Genomic DNA, 22,656 nt, shown 5'->3' with positions numbered 1-22,656 from the left:
CCCCGTTCGATTTCGGCGGCCGGTCGCGGTACGATCCGGGCTGACTTCGAATTTTCAGGATTGCCATGCGACAGCGTCTTCTTCGCGCCCGAATCGATCCCTTTGCCCGCGCCGTAGTGGCCGCCGCGCTGAGCGTGGCCACCGTGGGCATTGCCCAGGCCGAAGGGCCGTCTTCCGCCACCGGTTCGCGCAGTCCCGCGGCACAGCCGGCGCCCGCGCCGGTACTGACGCCCAAGCGCAGCTTCGACGATCCCTCGACGCCGGCTGCGACCGCCGCTCCCGCGGCGCCTGCCCCCGCAGTCGAGCCCGATCCGTCGCTGGCCGCGCCACCGACCAACGTCCATGCGCCTGCGCCCGCTGCTGCACCTTCGCCAGCCCCTGCCGCCGCACCTGCGCCAGCGCCCGCCGCCGCCCCGGCGCCGGCCGCCTCGGCCACCTCGCCCAAGGTCATCATCCCGACCGAACTGGACACCAAGGCCTGCATCGCCAAGCTGCGCAAGGGCGCCACGGCCAACGGCCTGACGGTGGCCGACTGGGACAAGTACACGGCCAACGCCAAGCTGCTGCCCACCACCGTCGCGTCTGCCCAGGGCCAGCCCGAAGGCCGCGAAAGCTGGTGGGACTACATCGCCAAGACGGTCGATGACGAACGCGTCAACGACGGCCGCGCCGTGCTGGCCAAGTATGGCAAGCAGCTGGGCGCCATCAGCCAGCAATACCAGGTGGACCCGGCCACGCTGGTCGCCATCTTCGGCATCGAAACCAACTACGGCCGCCAGATCGGCAAGACCGACGTGCTCAACGCCTGGTTGACCCGCGCCTGCACCGAGAACAAGCCGCTGTGGGAAAAGAACGCCTACGCCTCGGTGCGCCTGCTGCGCGACGGCATCGTGTCGGCCGACAATTTCGTCGGTTCCTGGAGCGGCGCCTTCGGCATGACGCAGTTCATCCCCACCTCGTTCTACGAGCTGGCCGCGGATGGCGACGGCGACGGCAAGATCGACCTGTACAACTCGCTGCCGGACGCCTTGGCGTCTACCGCCAACCACCTGCGCAAGCGCCGCGCCAAATGGACTCACGGCCTGCCCGCCGTGGTCGAAGTGCGGGTGCCGGCCGACGTGGCCGCGGCCATTCCGCCCGCGCCGGATGCAGAATATGTCGGTTCGCAAGACCGCCGCAGCATCGCCCAGTGGGCCCAGGCAGGCCTCAAGCAGGGCAACGGCGCGGCGCTCAAGCTGGCCTCGGGCAACGAGGAGCAGGCCTATCTGTTCGCGCCCACCGGCGCCACGGGCCCGATCTTCCTGGCCACCGTCAATTTCGACGCGATCCTGCACTACAACCAGTCGCGCCGCTACGGCTTGGCAGTGTCGCTGCTGCTGAACCGCCTGCAAGGCGGCCCGGCGCTGGCGACCGCCTGGCCCACCGACGACCCGGGCCTGTCGCGCGCCCAGATCAAGCAGGTGCAGGAAATGCTCTCGGGCCTGGGCTACGACATCGGCATCGCCGACGGCATCCCCGGCGCCAAGACCCGCGACGCGGTCCGCGCCGAACAAGAAAAGCGCAACCTGCCGCAGGACGGCCGCGTTGGCAAGCGCATCTACGACGCGCTCAGCGCCAAGCCGGCCGGCAACGTCAAGGCCAGGCCGGGGTCGTAAGCGGGCTGCGGATTCGCCGTTTCGGCGGATGGCCGCAAGGGGGGCGGGGCCGGTATGATGAAGGCATTGTCTGTCTTCGTCTGCCGCCCGCTTCCATGCCGTCCGCCTTGCTGCCTGAATCCTTCGTCACCACGCGCCTGCGCGCCGAGCGCATGTCGCAGACCCACCTGCCTTTCATCACCGCCATGCACGCCGATGCCGCCCTGATGGCCACTATGGGCGGCACGCGCGATGCCGCGTCCAGCCGGCGCTACGTGCAGCACAACCTGCTGCACTGGGCCGAGCAGGGCTACGGCATGTATGTGCTGACCGAACGCGACAGCGGCGCCCTAGCGGGCCGCGCCGGGCTCAAGCTGGCGGTGTCGGGCAAGGTGGAACGGGTCGAGATCGCCTACGCCTTCCAGGCCGCCTGTTGGGGCCGGGGCTACGCCTCGGAGATCACGCGGGTATTGCTGGCGCTGGGCTTCGAGCGCCTGCCAGTGCAGGCCTTGAGCGCGGTGGCCGTGCAGGCCAACGCCGCGTCGTTGCGGGTCATGCAGAAGTGCGGCCTGCGCTGGATCGAAACCACGGGCGAAGGCGAGGCCTGCAAGCTGCGCTACGAAATCCGGCGCGAGCAATGGCTGGCGCTGGCCTCGGCCGCCGGCCAAGTCCCCGGGCAGATCCGCGGCGGCGCTAACATGGCGGTATGAATGCCGTGTTCAATGTTGCCATGACGACCCGCGATACCCCGCCCGCCGCCGCCGACGATCCGCCGCCCGTTCCACCCGAGGCGCCCGCGCCCGAGGAATGCTGCAATAGTGGCTGCATCCCGTGCGTTTACGACACCTATAACGAAGCGATGGACGAATACCGCGACGCGCTCAAGGCGTGGCGCGCGCGGCACGGCGAAACGAAGTAGGCAAGGGCATCGGCAAGCTGCCCCCCCTGCGAGGGTGGAAGATTGGGCGGCCGGCGATCCGGCGGCCGGCGATCCGGCGGCCGGCGCTCCGGCGCTCCGGCGCTCCGGCGCTCCGGCGGCTGGCAGCCTGGCCGTCCGGCGCCCGGGCACGTTGGCGCGGCCGCCAGGCGGGTCAGCCCGCCAGTTTCATGTGGATGATCGGCCGCGGCTGGCCGGCCGCGTCGGTTTCCGACCGTCCCACGTCCTGGAAGCCGTAGTGCTTGTAGAAGCCGTGGGCTTGCGGGTTCTGCTCGTTCACGTCGACCTGCAGGCTGCCGTGCAGGGACAGCGCGAAATTCAGCAGACGGCGCCCGGCGCCCTTGCCGCGCTTGTTGGCGTCGACGAACAGCATTTCGACCTTGTTGCCGTTCAGGCCCATGAAGCCGGCGACCTCGCCGGCGTCGTCCTCACAGACCCAGACGCGTACCGACGGCAGGTAGGTGTTGAGCACCTGCGGGTACATGGCCTGGATTTCCTTTTCGCTCAGGAACGTGTGGGTGGCGCGCACCGAACGGAGCCAGATATCCACCAGGGCGAGGTCGTCGCCGTGGTTGCGTTCTCGGATGTTCATGACAAGCGCTACAAGCCCGATCGGTAAATGTCAGTGGCCGCCAAGACGGTTTCCATTTGCACAGTATGCGCGAAAACGAAGCGGTCCCCGTAGACGGTTTCATCCGGAAACTCGGAAATCAACGCCATCGGCAGTTCTTCCCGGTCGGTCTCCGTGACCTGCACGGGGATGCCGTTCAGCACATCGAATCCGGTTTCGAGCGCATGGGCGTGGAATAGTTCAAGTTGGCGGGCGTTGAATTCCACCAGGCCGGGCACCTTGCGGGCCAGCCGCGCCGTCACGCCTTCGATCAGGCGGCGGGCGCGTTCGCTCCAGCCAGGGTGGTGGCGCAGCACCAGGAAGAAGCCCTTGGGAATCGTCCACAACTCGAAATGACGCGGCAGGTAGCCCGACAGGGGACGGGTCCATTCGTGCGCCGGGTAGCCATGCAGGTTGATGTGCAATTGCGCGCCGCTGATGGCATGGGCCTGGTGGCGGCCGTCGCGCTCGAAGAACGGCGCGTGTTCGCGGTAGGCGATATCGTCGCCCAGCGCGCTGTAGCGCGAGGCGTGCAGCATGTGGCGCGGGTGCTGTTCGCGCAGGCGGTTGAATAGCGCATAGCCGTCGGGGTTTTCCGAGGCGATCAGCGCGAAGTGCGCGTCGCCGCGGGCCTTGAGCGCCTGCGCGGCGCGCAGGGCGCCCACGACGCCAGAGGTTTCGTTGGCGTGCTGCGCGCCCGAAATGAATACCGCGGGGCCGGGGCCGCGCAGGTACGTGCCCAGCACCGGACGGCCCTGGCGCGACACGGCCTGGAAGGCGTCGCCGCCTAGCGCGGCGACACAGCCGGCGATCTGCGGGGCGGGCAGCGGCTCGCGCAGCTCGGCCAGCGGGCCGGCCAGCGGCGCGGGCGCGACCACCGCCGGCGCGACGAAGGGCTCCAGCGTGACCGAGACGCGCGCCGCGCCGTCGTGGCGGCGGATGTCGGGAATGATCTGGCCGGGCTGCAGGCCGCGGTCGCCGGACGGGCGGCCCGAGTGCTGCTGGAAGTGTTCAAGCAGCGAGAAATACAGGTCTTCGTGCAGCGCTTCGAAGGTGCTGACGATCTCTTCGTCCACCGGCAGGGCGAAGTCCATGCCCGGCAGGTCGACACGGATTTCCAGGCGGTCGAAGTAGGGTTCGTGTGCACCCCAGGCGTGGTTGCGCACCGCGTCCACGATGCCGCGGAAGGCCAGCTGGTACTCGGTGGCATGCGCCGCATCGGTCTGGATCGCGCCGTCGGCGTCGCGCACGCGCAGCCAGCCGGTGGGCGACAATTCGGGCGTGCCGTCCTGCGCCTGGCCGAGCTGGTTGGGGGCGTACACGCGGTCTTCGCGGCGGCTGCCGTCGGCGTAGGTCAGCACCACGTCGTAGTGCAGGTCCGCTCCGCCGGCGTGCATCGCGACGCGCACGCCGGGCAGCAGCGCGGTCAGCGGATAGGCTTCCAGCGTGAAACGCTTGGCCTGGGCGTGTTCATGTAGCGGATAGCGCAGGTCGACCGACACCAGGCCGTCACGTTGCACGTCTTCCAGGAAGTAGTGCACCAGCGGCTTGTAGGCGCTGCGAAAGCGCGCGGTGACGCCGGCTTGCGCCAGCCGCGCCTCGGCCTCGCGGCGCGCATCCACGCCCTCGAACAGCCAGCCCTCGACCGTGGCGCCGCGCCAGGCCGGCGCCTTGTAGGCATGTACCCACACGTCCAGCGTGCGGTCGAATGTTTTTTCCAGCAAAACCATCGTCATCAATCCTCAAATGTGCTTAGCCCCGCCGCAGGGCCGCCCCCTTGGGGGGCAGCAAGCCCGCGCAGCGGGTGCGGCGTGGGGGCCTACACCGTAGGGGCCTACACTTTTCCGGTGGGGTCGAGACGGTCGCGCAGCCAGTCGCCCAACAGATTCAAGCCCAGCACCGTCAACATGATCGCCAGCCCCGGAAACACGCTGACCCACCACGCCGTCTGCATGTAGGTGCGGCCATCGGCCAGCATACCGCCCCAGCTCGGAATCATGGGGTCCACGCCCAGGCCCAGGAAGGTCAGGCTGCTTTCCAGCAGGATATTGTTGGCCACGTTCAGCGTCATCAGGATAACCAGCGGACCCAGCAGGTTGGGCACGATGTGGTGGCGGATCATGGCCAGATCGCGCACCCCGAAGGCACGCGCGGCCAGCACGAATTCGCGTTCACGCAGCGCCAGCACCTGCGCCCGCACCAGGCGCGCATACTGCACCCACTGCGAAATGATCATGAAGAAAATGACGTTGAACAGTCCGCCGCCCAGGATGGCGATGAAGGTGATCGCCACCAGGATGAACGGCAGCGCCAGCTGCACGTCGGCAAAGCGCATCACGATCATGTCCCAGAAGCCGCGGTAGTAGCCGGCGATCAGGCCCATGACGATGCCCAGCAGGGCGCCGCCCAGCACCGAGATGAAGCCCACCATCAGCGAGATCTTGCCGCCCACGATTACGCGGGCCAGCACGTCCCGGCCCAGCGGGTCGGTGCCGAAGGGGTGGGCGGCCGTGGTGAACGGGGCGGTCAGGCGGGCGGCCAGATCCATGGCTTCGCCGCCATCGGGAAACAGCCAGCCCGAGGTCAGCACCAGCAGAATCATGATGCCGGTGAGCGCGGCGCCCAGCACGAATTCCAGCGAACGGTAGCGGCTGCGCGGCTTGGGCGCGGCGGGGGCGGCGGTGGGAGTGGTGGTCTGCATAGGGCTTACCGCGTGCGGATACGGGGGTCGACGATGCCGTAGGCGATATCGACGATCAGGTTGACCAGGACAATGACGGCGGCCAGCACGGTGACTGTGCCTTGCAGCACCGGGTAGTCGCGGCCGGAAATGGCGTCGAACGCCAGCGTGCCCAGCCCGGGCCAGTTGAACACCATCTCGATGACGACGATGCCGCCGATCAGGCCGCCGAACTGCAGGCCCAGGTAGGTGATGAGCGGAATGGCGCAGTTGCGCAGCGCGTGCTTGTACAGCACCACGCGTTCCTTCAGGCCCTTGCTGCGCGCCACCATGATGTACTGCGCGGACAGCGTTTCCAGCATGGTGGTGCGCACCAGCCGGATATTGGTGGCCGACAGGATGATGGCCATCGTCAGCGACGGCAGCACCAGGCTGGCCGGACCGCTCCAGCCCGATGGCGGCAGCAGCGGGAAGGTGATCGACAGCAGCAGCACCAGCATCAGCGCTAGCCAGAAGTTCGGAAACGACAAGCCCACCAGCGACAGGATGCGGATGGTCTGGTCGGTGGCCTTGCCGCGCTTGATGGCGGCCTGGATGCCCAGCGGCAGCGAAATCAGGATCGACGCGATCAACGACGTGAAGGCCAGCATCAGCGTGGCGGGCAGGGCGTCGCCGATCAGCTTGGCGACCGGCGTGCCGCCCATGAAGCTGCGGCCAAAATCGCCATGCAGCAGGCCCTGCATGTAGCTCAGGTATTGCACGTGGAACGGGCGGTTCAGGCCCAGCGCCTGGCGGATATTGGCCAGGTCCTGCTCGGTGACGCTGCCCGAACCCTGGCTGAGCATCAGCGCGGGGTCGCCGGTCAGGCGCACGGCATAGGAAACAAGCAGCGTCACGGCCACGATCACGAAGACCGCCTGCAACACGCGTTTAATCAGAAATCCGGTCATGAGGCGCCACCCCGGTTTTCACCGGGGTGGGTCAGTAGGGTTAATGCTTCAACAGATATCGTTACTGCTTTATTGCGCACGGCTCTAGCAGGATGCCGCGGATCCGGGCTCCGCCGGTCCGCTGGCATGCCCCTGGGGGAAAGCGCGTAGCGCTTCGGGGGGGCCTTACTCTACCGTGGTGTCGACAAAGCGGAAGCGGATGTCGCCCGGGACTTCCAGGTGCTTCACGCGCTTGTTCACGCCCACGATCGTGTTCAGGCTGTACAGCGGCAGTTCCAGTGCCTGGTCGGCCACGTAGCCGGCGATTTCCTGCAGCATGGCTTCGCGCTTTTTCACGTCGTAGACGGTGCGCTGGGCTTCCAGCATGGCGTTCAGCTTGGGATCGTTGTCGTACGGGTTCCACTTCTGGCCCGAGTGATACATCAGGTAGGCCGTGTTGTCGTAGTCGTACGTCCAGCCGCCCCACTGGTTCTGCCACATCTCGCCGGTCTTGCCGCCGGGGATGATGTCGTTGAGCAGCACGCCGGTTTCATACGGTTTGATCGTGGCGCGCACGCCCACCGCCTGCAGGTAACCCGACACCGCCTGGGCCACTTCGCGGAAGTTCGAGTCGCTGCCGCGCACGTCGATCTGCACGGTGGCGCCGGCCTTGATGCCCGCGCCCGCCAGCAGCTTCTTGGCCTCGGCGGGGTTGAACGGCAGAGGCTTTTGCTCGGGGTTGTAGCCGAACGATTGCGGGCCCTGGAAGCTGGCGATGGTCTTGGCCTGGCCCAGCAGCAGCTGCTTGACGATGGCGTCGCGGTCCACGGCCATGATCAGCGCGCGGCGCACGTCGCGGTTCTGGGTGATGCCGGTCTTGGTGTTGTAGCGCAGCGCGAAGGCCACGGGGCCGCCGGTCGAGATGACGTCGGCGTTGCCCGACTTCTTCACGGTCTCGATCAGGCCCAGCGGGATCAGCGTGGCGACGTCGATGCGGCCGGCCTGCAGCTCGGCCACCTGGGTGCCGGGCTCGCCGATGAAGCGGTAGACCACCTTGTCCAGCTTGGGCTTGCCACCCCAGTAGTCGTCATTGCGCGCCAGGGTCACGTTGACCTTGGGCTGGTAGCTTTCGAACTTGAACGGGCCGGTGCCGACCGGATGGGTGTTGAAGTTGTCTTCACCCTTTTCCTGGATGTACTTGGGCGGCACGATCATGGCGCCGTAGCCGGCCAGCTTGGTCAGCAGCACCGGGTCCGGCTGCTTCAGGATGAAGTCGACGGTGTACTCGTCCACCACCTTGACCTCGCCGATCGAGTCGTAGTTGGACTTCTGCGGGCCCTTGGCGCCTTCGGCGCCCAGCAGGCGTTCAAAGGTGAACTTCACGGCCTCGGCGTTGAAGGGCTCGCCGTTGTGGAACTTCACGCCCTGGCGCAGGGTAAAGCGCAGGCGCTTGTTGTCGTCCAGGTATTCCCAGCGGGTGGCCAGGCCCGGTTGCAGCTTCAGGTCGGCGCCGCGCATGGTCAGGCCGTCGTACAGGTTGCTGCCGACCGACCCCCAGAAGGTCACGAAAGTGTCGATCGGGTCCCAGCTGCCCGGGTCCTGGTTGATGGCGACGTTGAGCGTGCCGGCGGCTTGCGCGGTCGACAGGACCGCGGGCAGCGCGCCGCCCAGCGCCAGGGCCAGGGCGGTGGCGGTGAAGGTTTTGCGTAGGGAGAGCATGTTCAACTCCAGGGACGGGATATCGGGCAGGCCGACGTAAAAAGAGGGTGGGGGCTCAAGCCGCGCGGGCCACGCGGTGGCCGGGCGCGAATTCAACCAGGGGAATGATCGCGGGCTCGTCACCCACGCGCCGCACGGGGCTGGGGATCTCGCCTTCGATCAGCGACGTATCGATGTGGCGGCCCGGCTCGGCCACCGGCACGGCGGCCAGCAGCTTGCGAGTGTAGGCGTGCTGCGGCGATTCGAAAATCTGGCGGCGCGTGCCCAGCTCGACGATCTGGCCCAGGTACAGCACGGCCACGCGGTGGCTGACCTTTTCCACCACCGCCATGTCGTGGGTGATGAACAGGTACGACAGGCCGCGGTCTTTCTGCAGGTCCATCAGCAGGTTCAGGATCTGCGCCTGGATCGACACGTCCAGCGCCGACACCGATTCGTCGGCGATGATCAGCTTGGGGTTGCTGGCCAGGGCGCGCGCGATGCAGACGCGCTGGCGCTGGCCGCCCGAGAATTCATGCGGATAGCGGCGGGCGTGTTCGGGCTTCAGGCCCACTTGCTCGAGCAGCTCGCCCACGCGCCGCGCGATGGCGTCCTCGCCCGACAGCAGACCGTGGGTGCGGATCGGTTCGGCAATGCTGAACGCCACCGTCTTGCGCGGGTCCAGCGACGCGTACGGGTCCTGGAAGATGTATTGGATTTCCTGGCGCAGGCGCTGGCGGCCGGCGGCGTCCATCGAAAAGATGTCCTGGCCGTTGTAGCGCACCGCGCCCGAGGTTGGTGCCACCAGCTGCTGCAGCGTCTTGCCGATGGTGGACTTGCCGCTGCCCGATTCACCCACCAGCGCCAGCGTTTCGCCGGGGTAGACGTCAAAGCTCACTTCTTCCACCGCATGCACGCGATGCGTGACGCGGCCGAACAGGTTGTGGCCGACGTCAAAGCGGGTGGTCAGTTTTTCCACGCGCAGCACGGGTTCGTCGTAGCGGGCGGTGTCCTGCTCGCGGGTCTCGCCCACTTCGCGCAGGGTATCGCCTTCCAGCACGGTCTGCGGCGTGCGCAGCGGCAGGTCGCGGCCGGTCAGGCTGCCCAGGCGCGGCACGGCGGCCAGCAGGGCGCGGGTATAGGGATGCTTGGGGGCGCGGAAGATGTCTTCCACGGTGCCTTGCTCGACCTTCTTGCCGCGCAGCATGACCACGACGTCGTCGGCCATCTCGGCCACCACGCCCATGTCGTGCGTGATGAAAATGACGGCGGTGCCCAGGTCGCGCTGTAATTCGCGGATGGTGTTCAGGATCTGCGCCTGGATGGTGACGTCCAGCGCGGTGGTGGGCTCGTCGGCGATCAGCAGGCGCGGCTGGCACGACAGCGCCATGGCGATCATCACGCGCTGGCGCATGCCGCCCGATAGCTGGTGCGGGTAGCGGTCCAGCAACTGCTCGGCGTCGGGCAGGCGCACCTTTTCCAGCAAGGCGCACGCCGATTTGCGCGCGGCCGAACGCGACAGCTGCTGGTGCAGCATGATCGCCTCGATGATCTGGTCGCCGATCGTGAACACCGGGTTCAGCGAGGTCATCGGTTCCTGGAAGATCATCGCGATGTCGTTGCCGCGGATCGCGCGCATCTTCTCGTCGGACGCGGCGGTCAGGTCGATCTCCTGTCCGGCGCTGTCCTGGAACACGATCTTGCCGGTGGCGATGCGGCCGTTGTTGTAGTCCGTCAGCCGCATGATGGCCATGGACGTCACGGATTTGCCCGACCCGGACTCGCCGACGATGGCCAGCGTCTTGCCCGGCCGCACGTCGAAGTCCAGGTCCTCGACGGCGCGGAACACGCCGTTCGCGGTATTGAAATCGACCGAGACGCCGCGCACGGACAGGAGCGGCTGACTTGAAGAGGCAAGAGTGCTAGACAACGTGAATTCTCACAGCGAGGTGGCGGCGCGGGCAGCCTGGTCGTACAGGCCCGACAGGGCGCGCAGGGTATTGGCCAGTTGGCGGCTGGCGTCGTCCGCGGCGGGGGAATCGATGAACGGCTTGACCAGGCACTGCTCGCGGACTTCGGCGTAGCGCTGGATCGCGGCCGCGCCAGCGTCCGTGGCGGTGTAGACCACTTCCTTGCCGGTCTTGGCGCTTTGCACCACGCCCAGACGCTCCAGCTTCTTGAGCGAATAGTTCACCAGGTGGGTGTCTTCGACGTTGAGCGTGAAGCAGATGTCGGCCAGCTTCTTGCCGCGGCCGCGGTGGAACACGTGGTTCAGCACCAGGATGTCCAGCGAGGTCAGCTCGGGCAGGCCGGCACAGGCCATGCAGCGGACCATCCAGCGGTTGAAGGCGTGCGACGCGATGATCAGGCCGAACTCCACCTCGGACAGCTCGGGGGCCGATGAGGCGAGATGGGAAGACGAAACGATGGCGTCCCGGACGGAAACTGACATAAGCGGCTGGTTGGGGACGGATCGACAACAAAACGTTGGCGAATTATTGACGATTTGTTGATATGCGGGCATCGGGGATAACCCGTGGATATATGTCCGCGGGGGCTTCATGACCCGTGGTTATCGTCGCTGTTTCGAGGGGGCGGCCCGCCGCGGGCCGCGATTCCGTCAGCCCGGCGTGCCGTCGTCGACCGAAGCCGCCAATTGCGTCAAGTCTGGCGGCCGGTTCTCGATAATGGCCTCCATGCTGAAGAACCCGGTCACCGTCGACAGCTCGAAATCGGTGATCAGCTTCTGGTAGAAGCGGTCGTAGCCCGCGATGCCGCGGCAGGTGACCTTGATCAGGTAGTCCCAGTCGCCGCCGATGCGGTAGAACTCGGTCACCTCGGGCAGGCGTTCGACGTGGCGCCGAAAGCCGTCGGCCCAGTCCTTGGCGTGATGGCTGGTGCGGATCATCACGAATACGGTCAGGTCCAGCCCCAGCGCGACCAGATTGACCTGGGCGCGGGTGCCGCGAATGATGCCGCTGGCATTTAGCCGCTGCAGCCGGCGCCAGCAGGCGTTCTGCGACAAACCGACCCGATCCGCCAGCTCGCGCTGCGACAGCGAACCCTCGCGTTGCAGGCAGGAGATAATACTTAGATCAAATTTGTCTATTTTTTCCATGATGTCGATCAAATGAACGAATATTGGTGATTTTCACCAAAATTTAGGTGAGGTTTCAAATTTATTTCCACCGTATGATATTCCGAGCTAAATCCCTGTCCTCGTCCCATCATCATCATGTCTACCCACGCGACCCCGGCCACCACAGGGCCGTTGCGCCAATTCCAAGCCTCCCTGCAATCCGCTGATATCGCTGCCGCGCTGGCCGATGGCCTGATCGGCAAGGACGCCGTCATCGACGGCCCCTACGGCGCCAAGCCCCTGGTCTATGCCGACTACGTCGCGTCGGGCCGGGCGCTGATGCAGGTCGAGCGCTTCGTGCTCGAGCATGTGCTGCCTTACTACGCCAACTCGCACACCGAGGCCTCGTATTGCGGCGGCTTCATCACGCGCCTGCGCCGCGAGGCCCGCGCCGTGGTCGCTCGTTGCTGTGGCGCCGGTGACGAACACGCCGTGATCTTTGCGGGCTCGGGCGCCACCATGGGCATCAACCGGCTGGTGCACCTGCTGGGCGTGTCCGGCGCCGTCGCGGCTGGCCGGAAAGTCCGCGTGGTCATCGGCCCCTACGAACACCACTCCAATATCCTGCCCTGGCGCGAATCCGGCGCCGAGCTGGTCCCGGTCGCCGAAAGCCCCCTGGGCGGCCCCGACCTGGCCGAGCTGGACGCCGCGCTGCAAGCTCCGGCCGGCACGCTGGTCGTCTGCGCGCTGTCAGCCGCCTCGAACGTGACCGGCATCGTCGCCGACGTCGCGGCGATCACCCGGCGGGTCAAGCAGACGGGCGCGAAAATGGTATGGGACTACGCCGGCGGCGCGCCCTACCTGGACATCCGCATGTCGCCCGCGGCCGATGCGCTGATCGACGCCATCGTGTTCTCGCCCCACAAATTCATCGGCGGCCCGGGCGCGTCCGGCATCCTGATCGTGCGCCGCGATGCGGTCGTCCCGGTTACGCCGACGTACCCCGGCGGCGGTACCGTCAAATTCGTCTCGCCCACTGGCCACGACTACAGCGGCAGCCTGGAAGCCCGCGAAGAAGCCGGCACGCCCAATGTGGTGGGCGACATCCGCGCCGCGCTGGTCCTGCTGGTCAAGGACGCCCTGTGCGCCGACTTCATGCAGCGGCGCAATGCCGAATTGGCGCAGCGCGCGTTCGCCCGGTGGCAGGGTGCGCCGCGGCTGGAACTGCTGGGTTCGCTCAGCGCCCAGCGCCTGCCCATCTTTTCGTTCCGGGTGCGCAACGGCCGCGGCGGCTTCGTGCACCAGCAATTGGTGACCCGCATGCTGAGCGACCGCTTCGGCATCCAGGCCCGCGGCGGCTGCGCCTGCGCCGGCCCCTATGTGCATCACCTGCTGGACATCGACGAGGCCGAATCGGCGCAGATGCGCCAGGCCATCCTGGACGGCCGCGAAATCGAAAAGCCGGGCTTCATCCGGCTGAACCTCAGTGTGCTGCTGGCCGACGCCAAGGTCGATTTCATCCTGGACTCGGTGCTGGCGCTGGCCGCCGACGCTACCGACTTCGAAGGCGACTACGACTTCGATCCCAGCCGCGCCATCTTCTTCCCGCGGCCCGCCCAGGCCGAGGCCGTGGCCTGAGCCCTGCGCAGGCGCGGTCATTGCCACAACGCCGGCCATCAGGCCGGCGTTGTGGCTTTCAGCGGCCGGTCATTGCTTCATGTAGGGCCCGCAGGTGTCGATCCAGGCGGTCTTCTTCGAGGCCAGGTTGTCGGGCAGCGTCGTCATCGTCTGCACGGTCTTGTCCGGAAACTTGCCGCCGTTGCGCGTGCATTGCTCGTAGTCGTCGACCAGCGCGAATTCCATGTCCAGCAAGTCCAGGCGGCCCTGGCACAGCAGAAAGTTCAACTGGTGCAGATTGGTCACCTCGCGCTTGGTCTGCACCGTGACCGCCTCGTTGTAGCGGGTGACGCTGGCATCGAATTGCGCCACGCAGTCCTCGTCCGCCTGCGCGGACAGGGGCAGCGTCACGGCGAGCAGCAGCGCGGCGTAGACAGGACGGGGCAGGGGGCAGAGCGCGCGGGGCAAGAACATGGACGTAGGTTTTCCGTTGCGGCGTAGCCGCGAAATGCGATGCCCGCATCATAACGTCCGGCTCGGATACGTCCGATAAGGCCGGTGTCCGCTCGCGCGTTTCTGCAACGCTTGAATGCAGAATCCCCAAACGCGTTTTGAAATCAATGCTTTGCGCACATTGCGTGTGTCAGTCTTAGCGTAGAACTACGTATTTCGGCCCGCGCCGTTCATGAACAGAATCAGCCAGATCGTTTCTTCGAGGCCTCTGCCATGAAATTCCGCGCTGCCATCGTCCAGGCCGGCTCCGTGCCGTTCGACACCCCCGCCACGCTCGCCAAGGTGACGAGCCTGACGCAAGAAGCCGCCGCTACCGGGGCCGAGCTGGTCGTCTTTCCCGAAGCGTTCGTCGGCGGCTATCCCAAAGGCGCTACCTTTGGCGCGTCCGTCGGCGGCCGCAGCGCCAAGGGCTACGAAGACTTCAAGCGCTACTTCAACGGCGCCATCCAGGTCCCCGGCGCCGAAACCGAGCAATTGGCCGCGCTGGCGGGGCAATGCAACGTGCACCTGGTCATCGGCGTCATCGAACGCGATGGCGGCACGCTGTACTGCACGGTCCTGTTCTTCTCGCCGCAGGGCGAATTCCTCGGCAAGCACCGCAAGGTCATGCCCACCTTCATGGAACGCCTGGTGTGGGGCTTTGGCGACGGCGCCACGCTGCCCGTCTTCGATACTCCCATGGGCAAGCTCGGCGCGGTGATCTGCTGGGAAAACTACATGCCCCTGATGCGCATGGCCATGTACGGCAAGGGCATCCAGATCTACTGCATGCCCACCGCCGACGACCGCGAATACTGGCTGGCCACTGCCCGCCATGTGGCGCTGGAAGGCCGCTGTTTCGTCCTGTCCGCGTGCCAGTACCTGACCCGCGACGCCTTCCCCAACGACTACGACCCGGTGCAGGGCAATGCGCCCGGCACGATCCTGATGCGAGGCGGCAGCGCCATCGTCAGCCCCACCGGCGAGGTCCTGGCCGGGCCGGTCTACGACCAGGAATGCATTCTTACCGCCTATCTCGACCTGGACGACATCGTGTGCGGCAAGTTCGTGTTCGACGTCGCCGGGCACTACAGCCGGCCTGACATCTTCCGGCTGGACGTGGACGAACGCGCCAAGCCGCCCGTCAAGGCCGAACGCGATCCCCTGCGAGAACAGCATGTCTGAACGCCTGCCGCAAGCGGCCGCATCGATCGATGCCGTACCCCACCCAGACCGTGCCGACCTGCGCCGCCGCGCCGTTGCCGTCGGCATCGGCAATTTCATGGAATGGTTCGACTTCGCCATCTATGGATATTTCGTCGTCCTGATCGGCCGCACCTTCTTCCCGTCGGCGGCGCCCGGCGTGTCGCTGCTGTCGTCGCTGGCCGTGTTCGCCGTGGGCTTTCTGTCGCGGCCCCTGGGTGCAATCGTGCTGGGGCCCCTGGGCGACCGGGTGGGCCGCCGCGCGGTGCTGATGATCACCGTGTTCGGCATGGGCGTGGCCACCACGCTGATCGGCCTGCTGCCCGGCTACGACACCCTGGGCATTGCCGCGCCGGTGCTGCTGATCCTGCTGCGTTTCGTACAGGGCATGATGGTGGGCGGCGAGTGGTCCGCCGCCTGCATCTACATCGTGGAAAGCGCCCCGCATGGCGGACGCGGCACGGCGGCCGCGCTGCTCACCAAAACGGCCGCGGCCGCGTTCCTGGGCGGCACCTTCGTGGCGGCGGTCATTTCATCGGTGCTGTCCGAGCACGACGCCGCCAGCTGGGGATGGCGCGTGCCGTTCGTGGCGTCCATCCTGATGACCATCGTGGCCCTCTACATCCGCCGCCGGCTGGGCGACACGCCTGTCTACGAGGCCGTGCAGAAGCGCCGTGAAAATAACCAGGTCCAGCCGGTTTCCGGGGCGGAAAAATGGCGCGCATTTACCGTCACGTTCGCCTATGCGGCGCTGTTCGGCGTGTCGCTGTACTACTTCATCACCTACGCCAATACCCATCTTACGCAAACCGTCGGCCTGCCCAAATCGACCTCGCTGTGGTTATGCAGCGCGGCGCTGGTGTTCTATACGATGCTGCACACGGCGGTGGGCCGCCTCAGCGACCGCATCGGCCGGCGTCCGCTGGTGCTGGGCGCGGCCTGGGGCCTGACCCTGCTGGGCTACCCCATCTTCCTGCTCATGAACACCGGGCACCCCGTGGCCATCCTGGCGGCGCTGTGCGTGCTGGCCGTGCTGGTCGCCATCGCCGGGGTGATGGACGTGGTGCTGCTGGTCGAGATGTTCCCCGCTTCCATCCGGTCCACGGGCGCCGCGATCGGCCAGAACGTGGCCGTGGCAGTGCTGGCCGGGCCCGCGCCGTTCATCGCCGCGGCGCTGATTCAAGGCACGGGCAACGCGAACCTGCCGGCCGCCTACCTGTGCGGCGTATCGGCGCTGTGCGGCATCGTGCTGTGGCGGATGCTGCCCGAAACGCGCGACCGGGATATCGCGCAGGGATAGAGGCATCGCAGGCGGCCGGCACTGCGCCAGCCGCCTCGGCCCTACTGCGTATAAACCCAGTTTACGGCCGCGCGAAACTGGCCTACCGTGCAAGACAAATCGCGGGTTTGCGACGACAGGCCGGCCAGGCCGCCGGTTCAGGCGGCGGATGCATCCGGGCCGCGATTGAAGTTCTGTTTTATCAACACTTTTGTTTTGCCAAAACACTACGTTGGAGATGAAAGAGAATGACCGATACGCTCATCCGGGTCGACCTGGCCCAATCCCCCTACGAAAACAAGCAGATCCACAACCGCTGGCATCCGGATATTCCGATGGCCGTCTGGGTCAAGCCTGGCGACGACTTCGTCCTGGAAACCTACGACTGGACCGGCGGCGCGATCAAGAACGACGACAGCGCCGACGACGTGCGCGACGTGGACCTGTCCACGGTGCACTTCCTGTCCGGCCCGGTGGGCGTGGAGGGCGCCGAACCCGGCGACCTGCTGGTAGTGGACCTGCTGGACATCGGCGCCAAGCCCGACAGCCTGTGGGGTTTCAACGGCTTTTTCAGCCGCAACAACGGCGGCGGCTTCCTGACCGACCATTTTCCCCATGCGCAGAAATCCATCTGGGATTTTCACGGCATGTTCACGTCGTCGCGGCACATCCCGGGGGTGAATTTCGCCGGGCTGATCCACCCTGGCCTGATCGGCTGCCTGCCCGACAAGAAGCTGCTGGATACCTGGAACCAGCGCGAACAAGCCCTGATCGACACCAACCCCGGCCGCGTGCCGCCGCTGGCCAATCCGCCGGCGCCCAAGACGGCCCACATGGGCGCGCTGCAGGGCGCGGACCGCGACCGCGCGGCGGGCGAGGGCGCGCGCACCGTGCCGCCGCGCGAACATGGCGGCAACTGCGACATCAAGGATCTGTCGCGCGGCGCCCGGGTGTTCTTTCCGGTGTACGTCAAGGGCGGCGGCCTGTCGGTGGGTGATCTGCATTTCTCGCAGGGCGACGGCGAAATCACCTTCTGCGGCGCCATCGAGATGGCCGGTTGGGTGCACATGCGCGTGACGCTCATCAAGGGCGGCATGGAGAAGTACGCGATCAAGAATCCCATCTTCAAGCCCAGCCCGATCACGCCGGCCTACAAGGACTACCTGATCTTCGAAGGCATCTCGGTGGACGAAGGCGGCAAGCAGCATTACCTGGACGTCAATGTCGCCTACCGGCAGGCCTGCCTGAATGCCATCGAATACCTGAAGAAGTTCGGCTATTCGGGGGCGCAGGCCTATTCGCTGCTGGGCTGCGCGCCGGTGCAGGGGCATATCAGCGGGGTGGTGGACATTCCCAACTCCTGCGCCACGCTGTGGCTGCCAACCGAGATCTTCGACTTTGACATCCAGCCGTCGGCGTCCGGGCCGGTCAAGCACATCAAGGGCGGCATCGACATGCCCTTGTCGCGCGATCGTTGACGGATGCACCGACAAGGAGCCTGACATGCCCATGTATGACTATGCCTGCGCGGACTGCGGCGCGTTCGCGGTGTTGCGGCCGTTGGCGCAATGGCGCGATCCCGCCGCATGCCCGGATTGCGGCGCGCTGTCCGGCCGCATCGTGGGCGGCGCGCCGGCGATCTCGGCGCTCTCGTCCGCCGTCAACCGCGCCCATGCCGCCAACGAGCGCAGCGCCCACGAGCCGCGCAGCACGCGCTCGGGGCACGGCTTGAACTGCGGTTGCTGCTCGGGCGGGCGCGGTAGCGGCAAGACGCGCACCACGGCCGATGGGGCGAAGTCCTTTGCCGGTTCGCGGCCCTGGATGATCAGCCACTGAAGGCAGGCGCGCGGCGGGTGCCGCGCGCCTTTTCACCTGGATTTGATACCTCTCGGCGACAGGCCGTGCAACGCTGCGCGGCCACGCCGTGTGGCTTGCCGCAGCGAACCTGGGCCGGCCGTGCCTGCCGGGTCGCTACGCCTGGTTTTCCAGCGGCGCCACCGCCGCGCCCTGGATGTTGTGGCGCGCCAGCGCTTCGGCGACGAAGCCGGTTTTCTTCATGGCTTCGATAAACGCCGCCAGGTAGGCGGCGGCCTTGGCGCCGCGGCTTTTGGGCACGCCCATGGCCTGGCGGATCAGCATGAAATGGCCATCCAGCAGGCGCAGGCCGCCCAGGCGCTGCGCGTCGGCCTCCAGTTGCTGCTTCACGCCGGCGGCCACTTCCAGGTTTTCCTGGATGAAGGTGTCGACCACGGCGGGCGAGGTCGGCGCGCGGAAGATCTCGGCGTGCTTGAGTTCGCGGGTCAGGTACAGGTCGTAGGCGCTGCCTTTGCCAACGACCACGCGCTGGCCCGTGCAATCCACTTCTTCCTGGCGGGTAATGGACGAGTCCTGGCGCACCAGGTAGGCGCCTTCGATGACCACGTAGGGGGCGGTGAAGGCGATCTGTTCGCCACGCAGCGGATCGATCGCGAAAAAGCCCACGTCGGCCTGTTCGGTGGCGACGGCATTGACGGACTCGCCGGCGGACTTGAACACCACCAGCTCCAGTTTCACGTCGAGCCGGCGCGCCAGTTCGGTGGCCAGGTCCACCGATACGCCGCCGGGCGCGCCGGTGGCGGGGTGGGTGTTGGCCAGGATGGGATTGCCCAGGTTGATGGAGGCGCGCAGCGTGCCCGTCGGGGCGAAGGCGTCGAGCAATTCGTGATCGGTTTTCATGGCTTCCTTCCGTGGGGCCGCGCCGCCGGGCAGGGGGCCGGGCGGCGCGGCGTGTTCAGCCTGGAAGAATAGCCGGAAGCCGGCGGCTTGCGCGATGCCGCCGGCAGGGCGTTGCGCTACTGCGCGCGCCGCAGCACATAGTGCGGCGCAAGCGGGCCGGTGGGGCGCGTGCCGTCGCGGTACAGCAGGGTGACCTGGTTTTCGGCGATGAAGTAGCGCTGGCTGTCGCCCGAGGCGTCCAGCCGGATGGTGCTGCCGTCGGACTCCCAACTGAAGCCGCCGGCCACGGTCTCGGGCTGTTCCTGGCGATCCAGGTATTGGGTGGTGCGCTCGTAGCGGCCGTCCTTCATCAAGGTCAGGCGGATGCGGATGCCCGGGCAATCGGCGCAGGGCAGGGTGCCGTCGTAGCTGCCGGGCCAATCGAGCGCGTTGCGCGCCGTGTGGTTGTCCACCGGCACGGACCGGGCGGTGATGGGTTTGGACGGGGCGCAGCCAGCAAGCAGGGCGACTGTCAGGGTGCAGGTCAGGGTGGTTTTCATCATGGCGAGCTCCTGGGTAGCAGAGCGTCCACGATACGGACGCATGCCTGTCCTTGCTGAAACGGGATGTAAAGGCAATGCGGAGGCGCCCCGCCTTACGGCCCTCCGCCGGCTGCCCTGAGCGCGTGGGTGACGGGATAGCGCCGCCTTGTCCGCGTATGCCCCGCATCCGGGCCGTATCGGCGTCTCGCGCTTCGCCCGCTTGCGCTACGCTTTTCGTTGCGAGCCGGCCGCCTGTCGCGGCGGGCGCGAAGGAGAACCGCCATGAAGGGAAGCTGTCTGTGCGGCGCGGTGGCCTACGAGGCCGAGCGCCTGTCGGGGCCGATTTTTCACTGCCATTGTGTCACCTGCCGCAAGGCGCACGGCGCGGCTTTTGCATCGACCGCGCGCGTGGCGCGCGAGGACTTCCGCTGGACCCGGGGCGAGGCGGCACTGGGCTCGTACGAGTCGTCGCCGGGCAAGATCCGCCATTTCTGCACGGCCTGCGGCGCCCATCTGATGGCGCATTGGGTGGCACAGCCGCAGGTCATCCTGCGCGTGGCGACGCTGGACGACGATCCGGCAGCGCAGCCGTCGGCGCATATCCATACCTCGCACGATGTGCCGTGGCTGGTGGATGGGCCGCAGGTCGCCACCTATCCGGATGCGCCGCCGGCCTGACGCGCTCGCATCCGGCGCGGCTCGGCCTGCCTGGCGCAAGCGCGTCCGGCACGCGCCTGTGCTCGATGTGTCAGTTTTGTCCCGTGGCCTGCGCCACTTGAACCGCGCGCTTGCGCTACGCTATCCATCTTTGCGCCAGGGCGGCGCAACCGGGGATTTCCGCAATGAAAGGCGAACACCACTACGACGTCAACGTGACCTGGACCGGCAACACCGGCAAGGGCACCGCCAGCTACACGGCTTATTCCCGCGACCACCTGATCCAGGCGCCGGGCAAGGCCGACATCGCCGGGTCGGCCGATCCGGCCTTTCGCGGCGATGCCGCGCGCTGGAACCCGGAAGACCTGCTGGTGGCGTCGCTGTCGGCCTGCCACAAGCTCTGGTATCTGCACCTGTGCGCAGTCGAGGGCATCACGGTCACGGCCTATCGCGATGACGCGCACGGCGTGATGCGCGAAGAGCCCGAGCGGGGTGGCGCGTTTGCGTCGGTGACGCTGCGCCCCGAAGTCACCATCCAGGTGGGCGGCGACGCCGGGCTGGCCGAAGCCCTGCACGCCCGCGCGCATCACTTCTGCTACATCGCCAATTCCGTGAATTTCCCGGTGCACTGCGAGCCGCGCGTGGTCGTGGCCAGCTGACACGGGCAGCGTCCAAGGATGGCGATATGTTGACGATCTGGGGCCGGCGCAGCTCATTCAATGTGCAAAAGGTCTTGTGGCTGGCGGGCGAATTGGGCCTGTCGTACGAACACGTGCCGGCGGGGGGGCAGTTCGGCGTACTGGACACGCCGCAGTTCCTCAGCCTGAATCCGCACGGCAAGGTGCCGCTGCTGCGTGACGGCGATACCGTGGTGTGGGAATCCCATGCCATCCTGCGCTATCTGGCGGCGCGCTACGGCGCCGGCGCGCTCTGGCCCGCCGACCCGGCGCGGCGGGCGCGCGCCGACGGCTGGATGGATTGGGCGCAGACGGCCTTGCAGCCCGCCTTTTTGGTGGGCGTGTTCTGGGGCTATTACCGCACGCCCGAGGCGCAGCGCGACGTACCGGCCATTGCGCGCAGCCTGGCGGCCACCCACGCGTGCTTGCGGCAGCTGGACGCGGTGCTGGCCGCGCAGCCCTACCTCGACGGGCAGGCGTTGTCGCTCGCGGACATTCCCGCGGCCACGGCCTTGTACCGCTATTACGAACTGGACATCGCGCATGCGCCGCTGCCCAACGTGCGTGCCTGGTACGAGCGCCTGCAGGCGCGCCCGGCCTACCGCGAACACGTTATGGTGCCGTTTGGCGAATTGAAGGGGCGGCTGGATTTCTGACCTGGCAAGCCTGTTAATCTCGTGGCTGACCTTGTCGACGCGCAGGCTTGCGCGCCTGGCTGGCCGAAGCCCAGACGCAGTGTTTTAACGATCTCGACGCATGTCCATCCCCCTTACCGACTGGCCGCGCCATGCTCCTGACCTGGGCATCGCCGGTTTGCGCCTGCGTCCGCTGCATGAAGCGGATGCGGTTGACTGGCACGCCTATCTGCGTGACGAGGCCGTCACCCGTCACACCAGCTGGCAGCTGGACGGCCCGGACTCGCTGGTCCGGCTGATCCATGGCTACGCCGACCCCGCCGCCACGCACAGTGTGCGTCTGGCGATCGCGGGCGCCGACGATCGCCTGATCGGCACCATCGGCCTGAACGAGATCTCGCTGCCGGCCCGCCGCGCCGAAATCGCCTACGACATCGCGCCGCCATACTGGCGGCAGGGCATTGCCACGCAAGCGTGCGAGGTCTTGACCACCTGGGCGCTGCAAACGCTGGGCCTGGCCCGGGTGCAGGCCACGGTGCTGGACACCAACACCACCTCGGCGGGCGTGCTGGAACGTTGCCGCTTCCACCGTGAAGGCTTGCTGCACCACTACCGGGTGGTGCGCGGCGAACCTCGCCATTTCTGGATCTACGCGCGCATCTGGCCGCCGCCCATCGTCGGCGCGGAATGCGGCTGATGGATTCAAACCACCCCATGCAACGGACCCCCCACGAGGAAATGATGACGTCCGCTTTGATCGTGATCGATGTGCAACGCGCGCTGTTCGAGACCTCGCCGCCCCCCGCCGATGCCGACGCCGTGCTGGCGCGCATCAACGCTTTGACCGAACGCGCCCGCGCCGCCCAGGTGCCGGTGATCTACGTGCAGCATGAAGCGCCCGGTAGCCAGATGGACTACGGCCTGCCCGCCTGGCAACTGGACGTGCGGCTGCAACCGGCCGACGGTGACATCCGGGTGCGCAAGACCACGCCCGATTCTTTCCTGCGCACCGATCTGGCGGACGTGCTGGCGCGAGCCGGCGCCAGGCAACTGGTGGTGTGCGGCTATGCCAGCGAGTTCTGCGTCGACACCACCGTGCGCCGCGCGGCGGCGCTGGGCTTTCCGGTCACGCTGGCGGCGGATGCCCATACCACCCAGGACAAGCCGCACGCCCCCGGCGCGCAGATCCGCGCGCACCACAATGCCACGCTGTCGTCCATCGCCAGCTTTGGCGTCAAGATCGCGGCCATTCCCGCCGCCGACATCACCTTCGGCGGCACGGCCGCGCCCTGA

At 67.1% G+C, this 22,656-nt stretch carries 24 protein-coding genes; 13 read left to right on the top strand and 11 right to left on the bottom strand.

What is annotated here, in order from left to right:
- Positions 1-65 precede the first annotated feature (65 nt).
- The 3 genes from A9974_RS16245 to A9974_RS16235 all read left to right on the top strand — a co-directional run bounded on the left by A9974_RS16245 (position 66) and on the right by A9974_RS16235 (position 2,553).
- Positions 66-1,655 carry a lytic murein transglycosylase gene (locus A9974_RS16245; RefSeq protein ID WP_183005179.1) on the top strand — a complete coding sequence of 530 codons (1,590 nt, stop codon included), beginning with the start codon at positions 66-68 and terminating at the stop codon, positions 1,653-1,655.
- A gap of 95 nt (positions 1,656-1,750) precedes the next feature.
- A complete protein-coding gene (locus tag A9974_RS16240; protein WP_183005178.1) occupies positions 1,751-2,344 on the top strand; it encodes a GNAT family N-acetyltransferase in 594 nt (197 codons plus the stop codon).
- Positions 2,341-2,553, top strand: coding sequence for an oxidoreductase-like domain-containing protein (locus tag A9974_RS16235; RefSeq protein ID WP_370539638.1), 213 nt, complete (start codon positions 2,341-2,343; stop codon positions 2,551-2,553). The genes A9974_RS16240 and A9974_RS16235 overlap by 4 nt, the downstream gene beginning before the upstream one ends.
- A gap of 172 nt (positions 2,554-2,725) precedes the next feature.
- Here the strand turns inward: A9974_RS16235 and A9974_RS16230 are convergent, their stop codons facing one another.
- The 8 genes from A9974_RS16230 to A9974_RS16195 all read right to left on the bottom strand — a co-directional run bounded on the left by A9974_RS16230 (position 2,726) and on the right by A9974_RS16195 (position 11,606).
- On the bottom strand, positions 2,726-3,163 hold the full coding sequence (locus A9974_RS16230) for an acetyltransferase (protein ID WP_183005177.1): 438 nt from the start codon (positions 3,161-3,163) through the stop codon (positions 2,726-2,728).
- Between the two features lie 8 nt (positions 3,164-3,171).
- Positions 3,172-4,911, bottom strand: a complete 1,740-nt coding sequence (locus A9974_RS16225) for a peptidase M14 (protein ID WP_183005176.1) — start codon at positions 4,909-4,911, stop codon at positions 3,172-3,174.
- Positions 4,912-5,015: 104 nt separating this feature from the next.
- Positions 5,016-5,882 (bottom strand): ABC transporter permease, encoded by an 867-nt coding sequence (locus A9974_RS16220; RefSeq protein ID WP_183005175.1) that lies wholly within the window; start codon positions 5,880-5,882, stop codon positions 5,016-5,018.
- A gap of 5 nt (positions 5,883-5,887) precedes the next feature.
- Positions 5,888-6,811, bottom strand: a complete 924-nt coding sequence (locus A9974_RS16215) for an ABC transporter permease (RefSeq protein ID WP_025135729.1) — start codon at positions 6,809-6,811, stop codon at positions 5,888-5,890.
- A gap of 165 nt (positions 6,812-6,976) precedes the next feature.
- Complete coding sequence (locus tag A9974_RS16210; RefSeq protein ID WP_183005174.1) at positions 6,977-8,509, bottom strand: ABC transporter substrate-binding protein; 1,533 nt, start codon at positions 8,507-8,509, stop codon at positions 6,977-6,979.
- A gap of 55 nt (positions 8,510-8,564) precedes the next feature.
- On the bottom strand, positions 8,565-10,418 hold the full coding sequence (locus A9974_RS16205; RefSeq protein WP_220805963.1) for a dipeptide ABC transporter ATP-binding protein: 1,854 nt from the start codon (positions 10,416-10,418) through the stop codon (positions 8,565-8,567).
- 9 nt (positions 10,419-10,427) lie between these two features.
- Complete coding sequence (locus tag A9974_RS16200) at positions 10,428-10,940, bottom strand: winged helix DNA-binding protein (protein ID WP_183005173.1); 513 nt, start codon at positions 10,938-10,940, stop codon at positions 10,428-10,430.
- A gap of 168 nt (positions 10,941-11,108) precedes the next feature.
- A complete protein-coding gene (locus tag A9974_RS16195; protein WP_220805962.1) occupies positions 11,109-11,606 on the bottom strand; it encodes an Lrp/AsnC family transcriptional regulator in 498 nt (165 codons plus the stop codon).
- 117 nt (positions 11,607-11,723) lie between these two features.
- Between A9974_RS16195 and A9974_RS16190 the strand changes: the two genes are divergently transcribed.
- On the top strand, positions 11,724-13,205 hold the full coding sequence (locus A9974_RS16190; RefSeq protein WP_183005171.1) for an aminotransferase class V-fold PLP-dependent enzyme: 1,482 nt from the start codon (positions 11,724-11,726) through the stop codon (positions 13,203-13,205).
- A 69-nt stretch (positions 13,206-13,274) separates the two neighbouring features.
- On the opposite strand, the gene A9974_RS16185 is transcribed toward A9974_RS16190, so the two are convergent.
- A complete protein-coding gene (locus A9974_RS16185) occupies positions 13,275-13,658 on the bottom strand; it encodes a hypothetical protein (protein ID WP_183005170.1) in 384 nt (127 codons plus the stop codon).
- A gap of 252 nt (positions 13,659-13,910) precedes the next feature.
- Between A9974_RS16185 and A9974_RS16180 the strand changes: the two genes are divergently transcribed.
- The 4 genes from A9974_RS16180 to A9974_RS16165 all read left to right on the top strand — a co-directional run bounded on the left by A9974_RS16180 (position 13,911) and on the right by A9974_RS16165 (position 17,994).
- Positions 13,911-14,861 carry a nitrilase-related carbon-nitrogen hydrolase gene (locus tag A9974_RS16180; RefSeq protein ID WP_183005169.1) on the top strand — a complete coding sequence of 317 codons (951 nt, stop codon included), beginning with the start codon at positions 13,911-13,913 and terminating at the stop codon, positions 14,859-14,861.
- Positions 14,854-16,179 (top strand): MFS transporter, encoded by a 1,326-nt coding sequence (locus tag A9974_RS16175; RefSeq protein ID WP_255468183.1) that lies wholly within the window; start codon positions 14,854-14,856, stop codon positions 16,177-16,179. Before A9974_RS16180 ends, A9974_RS16175 begins: the two co-directional genes overlap by 8 nt.
- Before the next feature lie 227 nt (positions 16,180-16,406).
- Positions 16,407-17,636: a formamidase gene (gene fmdA / locus A9974_RS16170; RefSeq protein ID WP_183005168.1), complete on the top strand. Its 1,230-nt coding sequence runs from the start codon at positions 16,407-16,409 to the stop codon at positions 17,634-17,636.
- 25 nt (positions 17,637-17,661) lie between these two features.
- Entirely contained in the window at positions 17,662-17,994 is a 333-nt protein-coding gene (locus A9974_RS16165; RefSeq protein ID WP_183005167.1) for a zinc ribbon domain-containing protein, read from the top strand.
- Between the two features lie 135 nt (positions 17,995-18,129).
- On the opposite strand, the gene A9974_RS16160 is transcribed toward A9974_RS16165, so the two are convergent.
- Together A9974_RS16160 and A9974_RS16155 are read right to left on the bottom strand one after the other, a co-directional pair.
- A complete protein-coding gene (locus A9974_RS16160; RefSeq protein WP_183005166.1) occupies positions 18,130-18,873 on the bottom strand; it encodes an ABC transporter substrate-binding protein in 744 nt (247 codons plus the stop codon).
- Between the two features lie 116 nt (positions 18,874-18,989).
- Positions 18,990-19,415: a copper resistance protein NlpE gene (locus tag A9974_RS16155; protein WP_183005165.1), complete on the bottom strand. Its 426-nt coding sequence runs from the start codon at positions 19,413-19,415 to the stop codon at positions 18,990-18,992.
- 261 nt (positions 19,416-19,676) lie between these two features.
- On the opposite strand from A9974_RS16155, the gene A9974_RS16150 reads away from it, so the two are divergent.
- The 5 genes from A9974_RS16150 to A9974_RS16130 all read left to right on the top strand — a co-directional run bounded on the left by A9974_RS16150 (position 19,677) and on the right by A9974_RS16130 (position 22,656).
- A complete protein-coding gene (locus tag A9974_RS16150) occupies positions 19,677-20,072 on the top strand; it encodes a GFA family protein (protein ID WP_183005164.1) in 396 nt (131 codons plus the stop codon).
- 164 nt (positions 20,073-20,236) lie between these two features.
- Positions 20,237-20,710 carry an OsmC family protein gene (locus A9974_RS16145; protein ID WP_183005163.1) on the top strand — a complete coding sequence of 158 codons (474 nt, stop codon included), beginning with the start codon at positions 20,237-20,239 and terminating at the stop codon, positions 20,708-20,710.
- Positions 20,711-20,736: 26 nt separating this feature from the next.
- Positions 20,737-21,384 carry a glutathione S-transferase family protein gene (locus tag A9974_RS16140; protein WP_183005162.1) on the top strand — a complete coding sequence of 216 codons (648 nt, stop codon included), beginning with the start codon at positions 20,737-20,739 and terminating at the stop codon, positions 21,382-21,384.
- Between the two features lie 100 nt (positions 21,385-21,484).
- Positions 21,485-22,060: a GNAT family N-acetyltransferase gene (locus A9974_RS16135; RefSeq protein WP_183005161.1), complete on the top strand. Its 576-nt coding sequence runs from the start codon at positions 21,485-21,487 to the stop codon at positions 22,058-22,060.
- 44 nt (positions 22,061-22,104) lie between these two features.
- Entirely contained in the window at positions 22,105-22,656 is a 552-nt protein-coding gene (locus A9974_RS16130) for a cysteine hydrolase family protein (RefSeq protein WP_183005217.1), read from the top strand.

The sequence above is a fragment of the Achromobacter sp. UMC71 genome, from assembly GCF_014170305.1.
Classification (GTDB): domain Bacteria; phylum Pseudomonadota; class Gammaproteobacteria; order Burkholderiales; family Burkholderiaceae_B; genus Achromobacter.
The sequence above is the reverse complement of the archived record's forward strand: the minus strand, read 5'-3'. Positions and strand labels throughout refer to the sequence as shown.